Raw genomic sequence first — 16,490 nt, forward strand, 5'->3', positions numbered from 1 at the left:
GGAGGGCATCAATGAGCTTTGAGACGATCAAGCGCGACGTGAAGATCTGCATGTTCGACCAGTACGGCACGGTCGTCGACATGCAGGGCGGCCTGACCAGGATCGCGACGCCGTTCCTCGAGAAGAAGGGCTGGAGGGGCGATCCGGATTCCTTCGTCACGTGGTGGCGTCGCACGCATTTCGAGAACTCGATGATCGATGCGTTGCTGCATCGCGAGCACACGCCTTATCGCGAGATCGGGCACCGCGCGGTTGCCCACGTCATGGATCGCGCGAAGATCGACTACACGATGGACGATGTGCGTTACCTCGTGGGCGAGATCGAGAAGCTGGTGCCGTTTCCGGAGGTGCCGGACGCGCTCGCGCGGCTGCAACGCAAGTACAAGCTCATCGTGCTCTCGAACGGCGATCCGGACATGCTCGAGACCGCGAAGCAATACCACAAGGTCCCGTTCGATCGCGTGATCTCGGTGGCGGAGGCCAATTCGTTCAAGCCGCATGTCGCGACCTACACCAAAGCGGCCGAGATCATGGGCGTGAAGCCGGCGCAGGTGCTGTTCGTGGCCAATCATGCCTTCGACTGCATCGGCGCCAAGTCCGCCGGCATGCGGACGGCCTTCATCGATCGGCGCAGCCGCCCGTTTGGCATCACGCCGCATCAGCCTGATATCCTGGTGCCGTCGATGAAGGACCTCGCCGATGCGATCGTCTGATCGCGAGCCGCTGTCGGGCATCAGGGTCCTCGACCTCTGCCGGGTGGTCTCCGGCCCGTTTGCCACGATGCAGCTCGGCGATCTCGGTGCCGACATCGTCAAGATCGAGGATCCGCGTCAAGGCGACGAAAGCCGCCGTTACGGACCCCCCTTCATCGGCGGCGAGAGTGCGTACTTCCTGTCGGTGAACCGCAACAAGCGAAGTTGCGCCATCGATCTGAAGTCGCCGGCCGGGCGCGACACGGTGCTCGATCTTGCATCCGTCGCAGACGTCGTCATCGAGAACTTTCGCCCCGGTACCCTGGACAAATGGGGGCTCGGCTTCGACGCGTTGCGCGGCCGCAAGGCCGACATCATCCTGTGCAGCATCTCGGGATTCGGTCGCACCGGCGCCGACGCCGCGCGCCCCGGCTACGATCTGATCCTACAGGGCGAATCCGGCGTGATGGACATCACCGGCGATCCGGACGGACCGCCGACCAAGGTCGGCACGTCGATCGCGGACCTCGTCACGGGCCTTTATGCGTCGCATTCGGTGTTGGCCGCGCTGATGCGCAAGAGCCGCATCGGCGAGGGCGGCCGGGTCGACGTCTCCATGCTCGACGCCATGGCATCGCTGCTGACGTTCAACGCCGGCATGTACTTCGCCTCGGGACAAAGCCCGAAGCGCCGCGGCAATGTCCATCCGACCATCAGCCCGTGTGAACCGTTCGAGGCGAGTGACGGCTGGATCAATGTCGGAGTCGCGAACGACAAGTTCTGGGCGGCGTTTTGCGGCGTCGTCGGCCGTCCGGAGCTGCGCGAGGACATCCGCTTCGCAACCGCTCCGAAGCGAGCGGCGAGCCGCAACGAGCTCGTCGCGATCCTTTCGCCGATTTTTGCCCGGCGAAGTCGCGCCGACTGGCTGCAGGCGCTCGGCGCGGCGGGCATTCCGTGCGGCGCGATCAAGTCGGTCGGCGAGGTCTGCGAAACGCCTCAACTCACGCAGCGGGGAATGGTCCAGACCATCAGCCATCCGGCCGCGGGAGATGTGAAGTTCATCGCGAGGCCGACGCGGTTCGGCGACGAACCGCCGGCGCCGTCCACGCCGCCGCCGATGCTCGGCGAACACACAAGCGAGGTGTTTGCGGAATGGCTCGGCTGGAGCGACGATCGGCTCGAGAGGTCAGCGGTCGATGGCGCGTTCGGCGACTTTGGACGGACGTTCGTGCGATCGTCGATGTGAGCGGCGCCGCTGCGGTCGCGCCGCGCCGCCCAACGTGCGGCGAAATGGCGCGTAGCACAGTCCTGGCCTTTACCTGATCAAGCGCGCCCGTCCGCGGGAATTAAGAACTCGCTTTCCAAGATACGGAATTTGGATGGCGCAATCCTGAATCGACGCCGATATTCTGGCCCAGGTTGAGGAGCGGCGCGCGATGAAGGACTTTATTGCCAAGTTCCTAACGTACAATCTGGAGATGCTTGCCAAGGCCTCGGATGAGGACCCGGCCGCGCATGACCGGAATGCAGTATGGCTGCGCGCTGCGATTCCGGCTCGTCCGGCGGCAGCCGAGATCGGTTGGATCGGCGGCAATCCAAAGCTTCCCGATCCCTTCCAATGGCCCGGCAGGGACGGCCAGCCGTATCAGTTTCTTTGCCAGATCAATTGCGCATCCTTGCCGCCCAGCCTGTGGGGCGGCGTCGGTCCGAGGGCGGGGTGGCTGGCATTTTTCGCAGCCGTGTCCGTCGGCCGTATCGACGTGAAGGTGATCCATCAACCGACGCTCGGACCGCAACGCGGCAACGAACGCGCCTGGCAGAAGAGCGCCACGGGTCTGTATTGGGTCGATGACAAGTATGACGGGCTGCTGGCACCGCCGCCCAGATGGCCGCTCGACTTCGTGCATCCCATCGACGGCGAAAGCTGCGCTCCAAACCGGCTGCGGCGCAATCCTTCTGCCGATGCAGTTTTCGCCATCGCATCGTGGGAGCTTCAGCCGATCGATTGGAGAACGCTCGAACTGCTCGTGCAGGAGGCGCTTGCCCAATCGAGGGCGTGGGCGGCGCGTCTGACCGACGCGGCGCGGCAGCAGGAAGCGCGGCTCAAGCCGCCGCGCAAGGAGCTGGTGACTGCGTTCGAGCAACTCGCTGAAACAGCGGAATGGCTGCGCGAGGCGTTGGCACGTTCCGAAGCGGAGCAGCCATTCTCGTTGCAAAGCTGGCTGTCCCACGCCGAACTAGTCCTGCGCATCAAGGAGCTGCACGACGAGATCACCTTGCAGCGTGGCGGCAGCTTCGTTGCGGCGCTCGACAAGTCGGAAATCGAGCTCGCCAATGGCGAGGGTTTTCTGGCGCCGATCTGGGTGAAATCGAAAGCGCCTCTGTTTCCGCCCGATACCGAGCAAGGGCGCAGATATGCCGGGCTGGTTCGGCTCATTCAGGACCTTGAACGAGATATTCAGGCCGACGTACGGATGCCGTCGCCCGACAGGGGCGTTTCAGCCGATCTCGCCGGCTGGCTGGAATACAGGGAGAAGTTTCCGCAGGACTGGGAAGCCTATGCGGCGCGGGTTCGCGGGATTCGCAAACTGTACTACGCGTTCTGGATCGACAACGCCGCGGCGCTCGAGACGACGATGGCGCATGGTCGCGGGCTGCCGCCGCCCGAAAGCTGGGCAGACGCCCGCGGGCGCGCGGAGAGCGAGCGCGACTGGGCGCATGAGCAATTGCGCAGGTTCGGAACGGCCGAGGCAAGCGAGGGCCAGAGGCCCGCCATCGCACGGAGCAGGCAGCAGAAGGCCGAGGCGCTCGTCGCAGAGCTGGAAGCGGTCATGCGCAGGATCCGCAATCGCCAGAGCGAGGCCGCGTTCGTGCCCGACGAGTGGACCGCGCTCTATCGGCTGCTCGATGAGCGTGCGGCCGATCAGGCGCTGCCGGAGTTTTGGTCGACGGGGTACAGGGTGTTGCGCTCCGAAATCGCCAAGCAGCTTTACGCCGACGATCCCGATGCAGTGATCCCGGCGGCCCGGTATCCGCTTGAGACCGACTGGGCGTTCGACGCCGAGCAAGCCACGCTCCAGATCGGCGGCGCCCCGCGCGGCTGGTGCGCGGACTTTATCGAAAACAAGCCGAACTCGGTCATGCTGCTGCAATTTCCGAGCAACAATCTCACGCATTTCAGATGCGGCGACGTCAGCGACCTCGTCGTCTCGATCTCCCGCTCCGATCTTGAACGGTACGACTTCAGACATGTGCGGGTGGATGTATCGAATTGACAGATCCGCCGCAAAGGCGGTTGCCGGTGGCAGCCGAATGATCAGCGAAGCGAAAGACGGCCAATATCCGATTGCTGGCTGCGCAAAGGTGTCCTTTTGAAACGGCCTGTCATTCTTGCCGTCATGGCCATTGCATTGGCGTGGCTGTTGGTCCGATGCAGTACGCCGCAGGCATCTTTGCGCTACCGGATGACCATCGAGGTCGAAACCCCCGGCGGAATGAGGTCCGGCTCTTCAGTCATGGAGTTGCGCCTTGAGCGGGAATTCCTGATCCCGATGCCGGGCGCTGGTGGTTCCGACTGGGGTGGTGGCTTCACCGTGCACGGCGAAGCCCCATTTGTGGATCTTGGCGACGGAAAGGTTCTGTTCGCGACGAACTACGATCGAAATTACAGCTATCTGAGCAGCATGACGCATATCGTCGTCCAGGTTCTCGGTTATCGCGAGCTGGCGCCGCCACTTCCGTCCGGCGACAACGCGAGAACGATGAGCGCGGCTGTCAAAGCCAAGCCATCCGGCGTCCTGCGCCCGAAGGACTATCCGACGCTGGTGACGTTCACCGACACGAGCAAGCCTAAATCCGTTGTCGTGGTCTCGTCCGACAATCTCGCCGCCGCCTTCGGGGCGGGCTACCGGCTCGGCAGAATGACGTTTCAAGTGGTCGAGCAGAATGCGCCGCTCACCGCTACTCTCGCGGCCCGTTTTCCGGCGCTTGTTGACGAGCGCGGCCGGCTGATCCTGCGTTAACTGGCTCGGTGGTGCATCGCGAGGTGTTGGTGACGTCCCGTCAATCGGGACAAGGCCTCGGGTTGAGCCGGCGCCATTCCTCCGGCGGCATGAAGGTGCCCGACCATATTCCGCGCCTGGCTTGGTTCGCCTCGTCCTGCTCCGGCTGAGACGGTCACTGGCATTGCCAGGATCGATATCCGGTTTCATACTCTGGCATAGGCCGGAGCCGGCCAGCTAACCTGACGGCGCGGCCAACCCGGAGAATACAAGAGACAATACCGGGTTTCTGAGCGGCGGAGAGACGGCGATGTCGTTTCGTCTCGCATTTGCCTTTGTGTCAATAGCGGCGCTGCTGGTTGATTCGACTGACGCCGTGTCGCAGGACATGCTGCGGAGTGTCGACCTCAACAGTCCGGAAATGACGGCGTCGGAGATGACGCGCGCCGAGGTCGATGCGCTCCTCAAATCGATCCCTCAAGGGGACGGACGCAGTGCAGATTTGGATGGAAAGCGACTGTCGCACCTCGATCTCTCGGGCCTCGACTTCTCCGGCGGCAACCTTCATCTCGTAAAGCTCAACCAGACCAATCTGAAAGGCGCCCGCTTCGATCGGGCTATCTTGAACCAGGCTTGGCTGATCGACGCAGACTTGACGGGGGCGTCCCTCGTCAAGGCATCGCTGCTCGGCACGCAGATGCAACGCGCCAAGCTTGGCGGCGCCGACTTGAGCGGCGCTCGGATAACCGCCGATCTTTCCGGTGCCAGCCTGATCGGGGCCAGGCTTGCGGGCGCCGATCTGAGCGCTGATATGCGCAACCAATCGATGGGCCTGATGCGTGGCGTGCTCAAATCCGCCGATCTGCGGAACGCGGATTTAAGCGGCGCCAATCTCTCGCGCGCCGATCTCGAATTTGCGCAACTGCAGAATGCCAATTTGGCGAACTGCAGCCTCCATAGAGCTGACCTTGCGGGAGCCGACCTATCCGACGCCAATGTCGCCGGCGCAGATTTCACCGAGGCCGACCTTGCGTCGGCCCTGTTGCCGAGCGCGGCGGCGCTGGCCGAGGCCCGCAATCTGGACAAGGCCCGGAACTTGAACTTGGCGCGGCGCCCCCGTTAGGGATCGAATTGCAGTGTCCTGCGACAAGACCTATGTTCTGTCTTGAGAACCACGCAGCCGCTCATCGTGCGGCGGGCAGGACCACGGTGGATGGTTGCATGTCGCACCGGAGGTGACGTCATGACCATTTCTCCCAAACTGCACAATTATCTCGCTGCAGAAAACATCGAGTACGACGAAATCCCGCACGTACTGACGATGTCGTCAGCCCTTACCGCCCAGGCTTGTCACGTCTCGGGCGATCGCTTGGCCAAGGCCATTGTGCTGCGCCGCAACGACGGGTATCTGCTCGCCGTGCTGCCGGCATCGCATCACCTCAGGCTGGCGGATCTCAGGGCGAGATTCGGTGACGATATCGCCATGGCCGCTGAAGGCGAGATCGATCGGCTGTTCACGGACTGTGCGCACGGGGCGGTTCCCGCCGCCGGTAGCTGCTACGGGCTCGACGTTATCGTTGATGACAGCATCCGGATGCAGCCCGAGATCTATATCGAAGCCGGCGATCATGAGACGTTGCTTCATCTCGGTCGTGCGCAATTCGCACGCCTGACCGCCGGTTCCCTGCATGGCAGCTTCAGTGCGCATGACTGAGGCGGCGTGACAGCGGGACCATCTAGCTGTGCGCCCCGACTGGAGCATGATCCGGAGGGGTGCGAAGCGGCTCTTCCCCGAGACAAGGGAGGAACGCGCTTGCGCGGAGATCATGCTCAAGCAAGGGGCTCGAGCGCGATAACGCTTCGACCCGGTTTCATCGTGCCTTAGGGCGCAGCACGCATGCAGTCGCGCCAGCTCTGTTGTATAATTGCGAGCGAGGGGGTGCTGCCTTGGACGGGAGGTCCTCCATGAAAGTCAAGGACGTGATGCACAAGGGCGTCGATTGGGTGAGCCCCGACACGCCAATCACCGAAATCGCGAAATTGATGCAAGGGCACGACATCGGCTGCATTCCGATCGGGCAAGACGATCGTCTGATCGGGATGGTGACGGATCGCGACCTCGTCTGCAAAGGTCTCGCGAGCAAGGACTTCAACTCTGCGCGCACCACAGCGCGGGATGTGATGACCGAAGGCATCCACTGCTGCCGGGAAGACGACGATCTGACGAAAGCTATACATCACATGGAAACGCTGAAGATTCGCAGACTGCCTGTGATCAACAAGAGCAAGCGGATGGTTGGCATGATCAGCCTGGGCGATGTAGGCCACTTTGCCGGTGCCGATCTCTTGTCCCAATGCATGAAGAGCGTGTCGGCTCATCATTGAGGCGAGGCCGGTCTGCGGGAAGCTGGCAGACCGGCCAGTATCGTGGTCAACCGGGAAGGCAACCGGTGCCGGCTGTCTCGCAGGCATCGGCCCGAAGCTGGACGGCGATCGGCACAGTTCGATCTCCATCCGATCTGTCGAGGGGCGGATCGCACGACGATCCGCCCGACATCTCGTTATCGCCCGGTCGATCAACCGAGGTGATGAACCTTCTGCAAGCCGTAGACCGGGGTTGGGATGCCTTCCATCCGCGCCTTCAGTTGCAGCGCCAGATACTGGGAGTAATGCCGCGACTGGTGCAGATTGCCGCCGTGGAACCAAAGTGCCTCCTGCTGGGTCGGCTTCCACATGTTGCGCTGCTCGCCCTCCCACGGGCCGGGGTCCTTGGTGGTATCGGATCCAAGACCCCAGACCTTGCCGACCTTGTCGGCGACGTTCTTCGAGATCAGGTCGGCGGCCCAACCGTTCATCGAGCCATAGCCGGTGGCATAGACGACGAGATCGGCGGGGAGTTCGCTGCCGTCCACGAACCTGACGCCGGTTTCGGTCAGTTCCCGCACCGCAGCGCCCTTGCCGCTCTTGAGCTTGATCGAACCGTCTATCACGAGATCGCAGGCGCCGACGTCGATGTAATAGCCCGAACCGCGGCGCAGGTACTTCATGAACAGGCCGGAGCCGTCGTCGCCCCAATCATGCATGAAGCCGACTTTCTCCAGCGCGGCGTAGAAATCCTTGTCGCGCTCGCGCATCTGCTCGTAGAGCGGGATCTGGAATTCGTGCATGATCTTGTAGGGCAACGAGGCGAAGATCAAATCGGCCTTGCGCGTGGTCATCCCGCTCGCCACCGCCTGCTCCGAATAGAGCGCGCCGAGCCCGATATCCATCAGCGTGTCGGATTTCACGATATGCGTGGACGAGCGCTGCACCATGGTGACGTCGGCGCCACCTTCCCATAGCGCCGCGCAAATATCGTGGGCGGAGTTGTTGGAGCCGATCACCACCACCTTCTTGCCGCGATATTTCTCCGGCCCCGGGTGGGTCGAGGAATGCTGCTGCTCACCCTTGAAGATGTCCTGCCCCTTGTAGGTGGGCCAGTTCGCCTTGCCCGACATGCCGGTCGCCAGCACGAGCTGCTTCGGCTTGAGCGTGATCTCCTTGCCGTCGCGCTCGACCACGACGGTCCATTCCCCGGCCTTCTCGTCATACTTGGCCGACTTCGCCGTGGTCGAGCTCCAGTAGTTGAGCTCCATCACCTTCGTGTACATCTCCAGCCAGTCGCCGATCTTGTCCTTCGGCGCGAACACCGGCCAGTTTTTCGGGAAGTCGATATAGGGCAGATGGTCGTACCAGACCGGATCGTGCAGGCAGAGCGACTTGTATCGCTTACGCCAGGAATCGCCGGCGCGTTCGTTCTTCTCGATGATGATGGTTGGCACGTTCAATTGCCGCAGCCGCGCGCCAAGCGCGATGCCGCCCTGGCCACCGCCGATGATCAGCGCATAGGGTTGTTTTGCATGACCCAGCTCGGTGATTTCCTGGTCACGTTCCTCGCGCCAGCTCTTACGGTCCTTGCAATGGCCGTGCTTGGCGCCGAGCGGACGGGTGGAGCCGGACTTTTCCTCATGTCCCTTGAGCTCGGCCATGGTGGTGAGCAAGGTCCAGATGCGTCCATCCTTCATGCGCAGGTGACCATAGCCGCGCGCGACATCGGTCTCGAATTCGATCCAGCTCTCGATGATGCCGCCGGCCTCGCTCGCGGCTTCGCCATCGGCAATGCACCATCCCGACGGTTTGCTATCCGCAAGCCGCGCTTGAAGCATGTCGCGGATCTGATCCTTGCCTTCCATGGTTTTGATGTTCCAGGTGAAGGTGACCAGATCGCGCCAGTAGCAATCGGTCTGGAACAGCGCGATCGCGCGTTCGATGTCACCCGACGACAATGCGACGTTGAACTCGTCGAGCAGCGCGGTGGTCTTTCCGTCCGGGGCCTTCGTGAGCATGGTTTCATTCTCCCATATGCCGGCGTCGATCGCCTTTGCGTCGTTGGTCCGGCGCGTTTGTTAGCGAGGTCGAATCTTGCCTCGACCACCATGTCAGCAAGCCTCATGCCATTGCGGCGCATCTCGAAAAACGCTCGGCATTTCCTCGCGTTAGCTGTCGGCGCCAGGCCGCCTCACTTGTTGCGTCATGCAACAGGTGTTGCACGCAACAAACTTGATCGGCGGCACAATCCGAGTGACACTCGACGCAACAACGTGCGGGGAAACATCCAGGAGCATCAGCCGTGACGACGGAGCGGGCTGCGCACATCGACGAGCTGGTTCGCGTTGCGGACGGCCAGAGCAGCGCGCGTGACGCAATCATCCATCAGTCGTGGGTGCGATGCGTCTCCGAACACAAGCTCGATCCGTTGGTGCTGCGCGACGCTCATATCGTAACGTCCGGGCGGCTGCGCGAGCATCGCGACGCCATGGACGAGTTCCTGCACACGGCGCGCTTCGGCGTCGAGATGCTGTATCGTCAGATCGCCGGACTCGGCTACGTGCTGCTGCTCACCGATGCCAGGGGCATCACGGTGGATTTCATCGGCGATCCGACATTCAACAACACGCTTCGCAGGGCCGGCCTCTATCTCGGCGCCGACTGGAACGAGCCGCATGCCGGCACTTGCGCAGTCGGCACCTGCATCGCGACCGAAGAAGCCCTGACGGTGCATCAATCCGACCATTTTGACGCCACCCATATTCCGCTGACCTGCACGGCCGCGCCGGTCTTCGATCCCAGCGGCAAGCTCGCTGCGGTCTTGGATATCTCCGCGCTGCGCTCGCCGGAACCGAAGGCCAGCCAGCTCCTGGCGCTGCAACTGGTCAAGTCGTTTGCTCACAAGATCGAGAATGCGAATCTGCTAAACCGTTTCCGGCAGGAATGGATCATCAAGCTGTCCGGCTCCGCGGAATTCGCCGATGTCGATCCGGACTGTGTGATGGCCGTCGATAGCAGCGGCCACATCATCGGCTTCAACAATCGCGCGAGGCAGCTGCTCGCCCGCGAACTGGCCAAACGTCCGGACCTTCGCCTGCGGGCCGACGGCTTCGGCGTGTCCGACATCTTCGAATGCACCATCGACGATCTGCCGCGCTTCGCCCATTCGCGCCCCACCGGCCAACGTACGCTGCGGCTAGCCAATAGCGGCGCGACGTTGTTCGCGCAAACCTTGCCGCCCCCGAACAAGCTGGCGGCGCCGGCCTCCTCCCGCAGCGAGTCGGCGCTTCCGGCGCCGCTACGAAACCTGTTCCGCGGCGATCCCGCCATGCATCACGTGGTGACGCGCGCCGCCAAGCTCATCAACACCCAGATGGGCTTGCTCATCACCGGCGAAACCGGCACCGGCAAGGAGCACCTGACGAAGGCGCTGCATTCGGTCAGTGCGCGGGCAGGCAGGCCCTTCGTCGCGGTCAACTGCGCCGCGCTGCCGGAAAGCCTGATCGAGAGCGAGCTGTTCGGCCACGAGGCAGGCGCCTTCACCGGAGCGGCGGCCAAGGGCAAGAAGGGCCTCGTGCTCGAAGCCGACGGCGGCACCCTGTTCCTTGACGAGATCGGCGACATGCCGATCTCGTCGCAGACGCGCCTGTTGCGCGTGCTCGCCGAGCGCGAGGTGACCCCGGTCGGCCGCACCCGGCCGGTCCCGCTCAATGTCCGCGTCATCGCTGCCACCCATCGCGACCTCGTCGCGCTTGTGAAGGCGGGGCAGTTCCGCGAGGATCTCTATTTCCGCCTCAACGGCGCGGTGCTTGCGCTGCCTCCGCTGCGTCGGCGCACCGATATCGAGTGGCTGATCGATCAATCCCTGCATCGGCTTTCGACGGAGCACAAGGCCAACTATGCGCTGACGGCAAGCGCGCGCAGCGCGCTGCTCAAGTACCAATGGCCCGGCAACATCCGCGAGCTGATCAATGCGCTCGATCATGGTTGCGCGCTGTCGAACGACGGCACGATCGATCTTGCCGATCTGCCGGACCGGATCGCTCATCCCCTGGGTGAGGATATCTCCGGAAAGCCGGTACGTGGCAGAGCGGCGACGTCGCGGCAAGCCGATGCGCTACTTGCGGCGTTGCGCAACAATCGCTGGAATGTCTCGCAGGTGGCACGCGAACGCGGCGTCGATCGTTCGACCATCCATCGCCAGATTCTCCGCTTCGGCATCACGATGCCGAAAGACCTGACCTGAGCGCAGTCGCTGCCCGCCGTCGCTGACTGCCACCGTCTGATACGACATCCCTGCCGAACGGTGGCGCGAACCCATTACATAATTGAAATTGCATGTGATTTTTCCTGCCCCAGTCGTTCGGCCACCGTCTTCGGCCCACCCGCTGTCGCAAGCGAAATTCAGCACGCCTCACGACAGCGTGCGCCGTTCGCTGCGGGATCGTAGTATTGTCGTCGGCAGCCGTCGAAGCTAGGATTTCGCGTAGCATTCGATCGCGACGCACGAAGAGATGCACTCCAGAATCAAGCGGATGGTCGCGGCTGCGATCGGACGGCACGGCAAATGGAGGACATTATGGCGTGGCGTGACGACAAGGCCCGGGCAGCCCTGATCCGCGATGCAGCGGGCAGCGTGCCAGCGGGCAAGAGCCCCCGGGCCTTTGCCGAGCCCTTGTTCGGCTACACCAATATCGAGGATCTCGCCAATTACGATGCCGCCTCGCTTGCCCTGCTGGCGGAGCAGGCCTGGGAGCACGTGCAGCGGCGCACGGCCGGCAGCGCCGATATCCGCGTCGTCAATCCGACGTTGCCGAACGGACGCGAGATTTCCGTGCTCGAAATTCTCAACGACAACATGCCTTTCCTGTTCGATTCCACCATGGCGGAGCTCGCCGATCAGGGCCTCGAGGTCACCCTGGTCGCTCACCCGATCATCGCGGTGGAGCGCGACGATGGAGGCAAGCTGCTGCGATTCTACGGGGAAGCACTGCCGGACGGAGCAAAGGGCGCGCGCGAAAGCCTGATTCATCTCCACATCACCCGCCTGGATGCGGATTCCGATCGCCAGAAGCTGATCGACGGCCTGACCAGGACGTTGAACAATGTCCGCGCCTGCGTTGCCGACTGGCGCGTCATGCGTGACAGTGTCGAGGAAGCGATCAAGACGTTCTCTTCCAATCCGCCGCCGCTGCCGATCGACGAACTCGCCGAAGCCAATCAGTTCCTGCAATGGCTCTGCGCGGACAATTTCACTTTCCTCGGCGTGCGCAAATATCGCTTCTCGCCCGACAGCGACGCGTCGGACGACATTACAACCGGCGAAGGCCTCGGCATTCTGCGCGATCCGGACGTGAAGGTCCTGCGTCGCGGCAGCGAAATGGTGGTGATGACACCGGAAATCCGCGAGTTCATGCACGAGCCGACCCTGCTGATCGTCATCAAGGCCAATGTCTCCAGCCGCGTCCATCGCCGCACCCGGATGGATTATGTGGGCATCAAACTCTACTCGCCCGACGGCCGGCTCGAAGGCGAGTTGCGCGTCGTCGGCCTTTTCACCTCGGGCGCCTATACTCGCTCGGTACGGCAGATCCCTTATGTTCGCCACAAGGTTTCGCGGGTGCTGCAGCGCGCGGGCTTCGACCCGAACGGTCATTCCGGCAAGGCGCTGATGCATATTCTCGAAGATTATCCGCGCGACGAGCTGTTCCAGATCGATGTCGACACGCTCTACAACTTCGTCATCGAGATCCTGATCCTCTACGAGCGCCCGCGCGTCCGGGCGCTGCCGCGGGTCGACAAGTTCGATCGCTTTGTCTCCATCCTCACCTTCATTCCGCGAGACAAATACGACACCGACGTCCGCACGCGCGTCGGAGCCTTTTTGGCGCAGGCCTACAAAGGGAAGCTGTCCGCCTCCTACGTGTCATTCCCGGAAGGGGCGCTTGCGCGCGTCCACTTCATCATCGGGCGCTATGAAGGCAAAACGCCCGTCGTCGACCGCGCCTTGCTCGAAGCCGGGATCAGCGCCATTGCCGCGACCTGGGCCGACAAGCTGAAGGCCGCGCTCACCGCGTCGACCGATGGCATGCGGGCGCGCATGCTCACCAACCGATATGCCCAGGCCTTCAGCGGCGGCTATACCGAGGTGTTCGGCGCGGAACAGGCGATCGCCGATATCACGACCGTCGAAAAGCTGACGCCGGCCCGTCCGGTAACGATTTCGGTTTACCGCATCGAAGGCGACGATCCGAGGCGCTTCGGCCTTAAGGTGTTTTCGGACGCCGTACCGCTGTCGTTGTCCTACCGCGTGCCGGTGATCGAAAATCACGGCCTGCGTGTGGTCAACGAACGCACCTATCAGGTCGTGCCCGGTACCAGGCCTGCGCCGGTCTGGCTGCACGACATGACGATCGAGACCAGTGACGGCCAGCCCATCGAGATCAACCCGGAATTCAGCCATCGCCTGGAAGCCTCGATCATGGCGGTGGTGACCGATCGCGCCGAATCTGACGGATATAACGGCCTGATCCTGCGCACCGCCCTAAGTTGGCGGGAAGTCTCGACCATTCGGGCGCTGTCGCGTTATTTGCACCAGATCCGCGCTCCGTTCACCCAGGATTACATGTGGGAGACCTTGCGCAAGAACGCCGCGATCACGGCCAGCCTGGTCGCGATGTTCCAGACCCGCCTCGATCCGCGCCTCGCCTTGACGGACGCCGAGCGCGCGGCGCGCGAGGCGGCTTTGCTTGCCGAGGTCGAGGAACAGCTCAAATCCGTCGCCTCGCTCGATGAAGACCGCATCCTGCGCCGCTTCACCAATCTGGTGCAGGCTACCGTTCGCACCAATCTGTGGCAGATCGGCGAGGATGGACACCCGCGTCCGGTGATCTCCTTCAAGTTCGAGGCGCGCCGGATCGACGACTTGCCCGCTCCACGACCGCTCTACGAGATCTTCGTCTATTCCCCACGTGTCGAAGGTATCCACCTGCGCTTCGGCAAGGTTGCGCGCGGTGGCTTGCGCTGGTCCGACCGGCCGCAGGATTTCCGCACCGAGATCCTCGGCCTGGTGAAAGCGCAGCAGGTCAAGAACGCCGTGATCGTGCCGGTCGGAGCCAAGGGCGGCTTCGTGCCCAAGCGCCTGCCGCCGCCTTCCAAGCGCGACGCCTGGCTCGCGGAGGGCACCGAAAGCTATCGCATCTTCGTTCGCTCGCTGCTCGAACTCACCGATAATCTCGACGGCGACATCGTCGTGCCGCCCGAATCCACCGTGCGCCACGACGGCGACGACCCCTACCTCGTCGTCGCCGCCGACAAGGGCACCGCCACCTTCTCCGATGTTGCCAACGCGATCTCGGCCGAGAAGAACCATTGGCTCGGCGATGCCTTCGCATCCGGCGGCAGCCAGGGTTACGACCACAAGAAGATGGGGATCACGGCGCGCGGCGCCTGGACGGCGGTCAAGCGCCACTTCCGCGAGCTCGGCACCGACATTCAGACCATGCCGTTCACCGCGGTCGGCGTCGGCGACATGTCGGGCGACGTTTTCGGCAATGGCATGCTGCTCTCGCCGGCGACAAGGCTAGTGGCGGCTTTCGATCATCGCGACATCTTCATCGATCCTTCACCCGATCCATCGACCAGCTTCGCCGAGCGCAAGCGCCTGTTCGATCTGCCGCGATCGAGTTGGCAGGACTACAACAAGTCGCTGATCTCGCAGGGCGGCGGCGTGTTCTCGCGCTCGCTCAAGGCGATCCCGCTTGCGCCGGAAGTGCGCACGTTGCTCGATCTCGACAAGCCGCAAGCCACGCCTTTCGAGGTGATGACGGCGATCCTGAAGGCTCGCGCGGACCTGGTGTGGTTTGGCGGCATCGGCACCTATGTCCGCTCCTCCGGGGAAAGCGACGACCAGGTCGGGGATCGCGCCAACGATCCGATCCGCATCGCGGGCGGCGACGTGCGTGCCCGGGTGATCGGCGAAGGGGCCAACCTCGGCGTTACCCAGCGCGGCCGCATCGAAGCGGCGCAGAAGGGCGTCAAGCTCAACACCGACGCCATCGACAATTCGGCCGGCGTGAACACGTCCGACGTCGAGGTCAACATCAAGATCGCGCTGGCGCGCCCCGAACGCGAGGGACGCCTCAGTCCCACTGACCGCAACAGCCTGCTTGCCGCGATGACCGACGAGGTCGGCGTGCTGGTGCTGCGCAACAACTATCTGCAGACGCTGGCGCTGTCGCTGGCCGAGCGCAAGGGTGTGGCCGAGACCGGTTTCCTCACTCGCCTGATGCAGTCGCTCGAACAGCGCGGCTTGCTCAGTCGCGCTGTGGAGTTCTTGCCCGACGACGCCGCGCTCACCGAGCGCACACGGCGCGGCCAGTCCCTCGCGCGGCCGGAGCTTGCCGTGCTGCTCGCCTACGCCAAGCTGACCCTCTACGATGACCTGCTCGTCACCAGCGTGCCCGATGACCCCTATCTCGCCCGCGAACTCTCCCAGTATTTTCCGCGCGAGGTTCAGGACAAATTCCCGACCGCCGCCGGATTGCATCGGCTGCGGCGGGAGATCATCGCGACCAGTCTCGCCAATGCGGTGATCAATCGCGGCGGCCCGGCCTGCGTCGTGCGCTTGATCGACGAGACCGACGCCGATATCCCGACCATCGTCATGGCCTATGTGGCGGTCGATGAATGCTACGGCCTGAAGTGGCTCAATGATGCGATCGACGCGCTCGACGCCTGCATCGACGGGCAGCTGCAGCTATCCCTCTACGCTTCAGTGCAGGATCTCCTGCTCTCCCGCATGGTCTGGTACGTGCGCAATGCCGATTTCAAGGACGGGTTGGAGGCCGTCGTCGCGCGCTTCGGCCCGGCGATCCGCCAGATCGTCGCCGGGCTCGACACTGCCTTGCCGCCGGACTTGCAAGCCGCGCGCGTCAAGCGGCGGCAGGAACTCGCCGACGCCGGTGTCCCGGCCGGCCTCGCCGGAGAGCTCGCCGATCTTGACGCTTTGGTCTCGGCTCCCGACATCGTGACGGTTGCCGAGCGCACCACGCGCCCCATCGGCGATGCCGCTGCGACCTTCTACGCCGCCGAGGCGAATTTCCGTCTCGACCGCATCATCGCCGCCGCACGCAGTGTGCCGGCCAACGATTATTTCGAACGCATGGCCATCGATCGCGCCGTCGAGCAGATCGCCGGCGCCGAAAGGAGACTGGCCGCCGATATGCTGGCAACCGGCCAGTCTGGCCAGCAGGCCGTCGAGACCTGGCTCGCGGCTCACCCCGAGGCGACGCGTATCCGCCGCTCGGTGGAGGAGATCGCTGCCAGCGGCCTGACCCTCGCCAAGCTGACGGTGGCGGCGAACCTGCTGGGGGACTTGGTCAAGGCCTGAGGGCGTGCGAGGCAGCGATGTGAGAAGCGCGATGCTGGC

General features: G+C 63.5%; 10 protein-coding genes. 9 read left to right on the forward strand and 1 reads right to left on the reverse strand.

The features are described from left to right. Positions 1-11 precede the first annotated feature (11 nt). The 7 genes from ACZBJS_RS26655 to ACZBJS_RS26685 all read left to right on the forward strand — a co-directional run bounded on the left by ACZBJS_RS26655 (position 12) and on the right by ACZBJS_RS26685 (position 7,078). On the forward strand, positions 12-713 hold the full coding sequence (locus ACZBJS_RS26655) for a haloacid dehalogenase type II (protein WP_456783185.1): 702 nt from the start codon (positions 12-14) through the stop codon (positions 711-713). Continuing rightward, a complete protein-coding gene (locus ACZBJS_RS26660; protein ID WP_463439471.1) occupies positions 700-1,938 on the forward strand; it encodes a CaiB/BaiF CoA transferase family protein in 1,239 nt (412 codons plus the stop codon). Before ACZBJS_RS26655 ends, ACZBJS_RS26660 begins: the two co-directional genes overlap by 14 nt. A 190-nt stretch (positions 1,939-2,128) precedes the next feature. After that, positions 2,129-3,967: a DUF1963 domain-containing protein gene (locus ACZBJS_RS26665; RefSeq protein WP_463439472.1), complete on the forward strand. Its 1,839-nt coding sequence runs from the start codon at positions 2,129-2,131 to the stop codon at positions 3,965-3,967. 189 nt (positions 3,968-4,156) lie between these two features. Beyond that, positions 4,157-4,714 (forward strand): hypothetical protein, encoded by a 558-nt coding sequence (locus ACZBJS_RS26670; RefSeq protein WP_463439473.1) that lies wholly within the window; start codon positions 4,157-4,159, stop codon positions 4,712-4,714. 289 nt (positions 4,715-5,003) lie between these two features. After that, on the forward strand, positions 5,004-5,816 hold the full coding sequence (locus tag ACZBJS_RS26675; RefSeq protein WP_463439474.1) for a pentapeptide repeat-containing protein: 813 nt from the start codon (positions 5,004-5,006) through the stop codon (positions 5,814-5,816). Between the two features lie 120 nt (positions 5,817-5,936). Further along, positions 5,937-6,407 carry an aminoacyl-tRNA deacylase gene (locus ACZBJS_RS26680; protein ID WP_176937234.1) on the forward strand — a complete coding sequence of 157 codons (471 nt, stop codon included), beginning with the start codon at positions 5,937-5,939 and terminating at the stop codon, positions 6,405-6,407. 251 nt (positions 6,408-6,658) lie between these two features. Next, complete coding sequence (locus tag ACZBJS_RS26685) at positions 6,659-7,078, forward strand: CBS domain-containing protein (protein ID WP_057015376.1); 420 nt, start codon at positions 6,659-6,661, stop codon at positions 7,076-7,078. Positions 7,079-7,269: 191 nt separating this feature from the next. Here the strand turns inward: ACZBJS_RS26685 and ACZBJS_RS26690 are convergent, their stop codons facing one another. Continuing rightward, positions 7,270-9,078 carry an NAD(P)-binding domain-containing protein gene (locus tag ACZBJS_RS26690; RefSeq protein ID WP_463439475.1) on the reverse strand — a complete coding sequence of 603 codons (1,809 nt, stop codon included), beginning with the start codon at positions 9,076-9,078 and terminating at the stop codon, positions 7,270-7,272. A 284-nt stretch (positions 9,079-9,362) separates the two neighbouring features. Between ACZBJS_RS26690 and ACZBJS_RS26695 the strand changes: the two genes are divergently transcribed. Together ACZBJS_RS26695 and ACZBJS_RS26700 are read left to right on the forward strand one after the other, a co-directional pair. Beyond that, complete coding sequence (locus ACZBJS_RS26695) at positions 9,363-11,306, forward strand: sigma-54-dependent Fis family transcriptional regulator (protein ID WP_463439476.1); 1,944 nt, start codon at positions 9,363-9,365, stop codon at positions 11,304-11,306. A 321-nt stretch (positions 11,307-11,627) separates the two neighbouring features. Next, a complete protein-coding gene (locus ACZBJS_RS26700) occupies positions 11,628-16,451 on the forward strand; it encodes an NAD-glutamate dehydrogenase (protein WP_463439477.1) in 4,824 nt (1,607 codons plus the stop codon). Positions 16,452-16,490 lie beyond the last annotated feature (39 nt).

It is taken from the genome of Bradyrhizobium sp. KZN70725, from assembly GCF_055264925.1.

Bases quoted from the DNA above. Each gene is read 5' to 3' on its own strand.
- ACZBJS_RS26655 (WP_456783185.1), top strand. From the start codon at position 12: ATGAGCTTTGAGACGATCAAGCGCGACGTGAAGATCTGCATGTTCGAC.
- ACZBJS_RS26660 (WP_463439471.1), top strand. From the start codon at position 700: ATGCGATCGTCTGATCGCGAGCCGCTGTCGGGCATCAGGGTCCTCGAC.
- ACZBJS_RS26665 (WP_463439472.1), top strand. From the start codon at position 2,129: ATGAAGGACTTTATTGCCAAGTTCCTAACGTACAATCTGGAGATGCTT.
- ACZBJS_RS26670 (WP_463439473.1), top strand. From the start codon at position 4,157: ATGACCATCGAGGTCGAAACCCCCGGCGGAATGAGGTCCGGCTCTTCA.
- ACZBJS_RS26675 (WP_463439474.1), top strand. From the start codon at position 5,004: ATGTCGTTTCGTCTCGCATTTGCCTTTGTGTCAATAGCGGCGCTGCTG.
- ACZBJS_RS26680 (WP_176937234.1), top strand. From the start codon at position 5,937: ATGACCATTTCTCCCAAACTGCACAATTATCTCGCTGCAGAAAACATC.
- ACZBJS_RS26685 (WP_057015376.1), top strand. From the start codon at position 6,659: ATGAAAGTCAAGGACGTGATGCACAAGGGCGTCGATTGGGTGAGCCCC.
- ACZBJS_RS26690 (WP_463439475.1), bottom strand. From the start codon at position 9,078: ATGCTCACGAAGGCCCCGGACGGAAAGACCACCGCGCTGCTCGACGAG.
- ACZBJS_RS26700 (WP_463439477.1), top strand. From the start codon at position 11,628: ATGGAGGACATTATGGCGTGGCGTGACGACAAGGCCCGGGCAGCCCTG.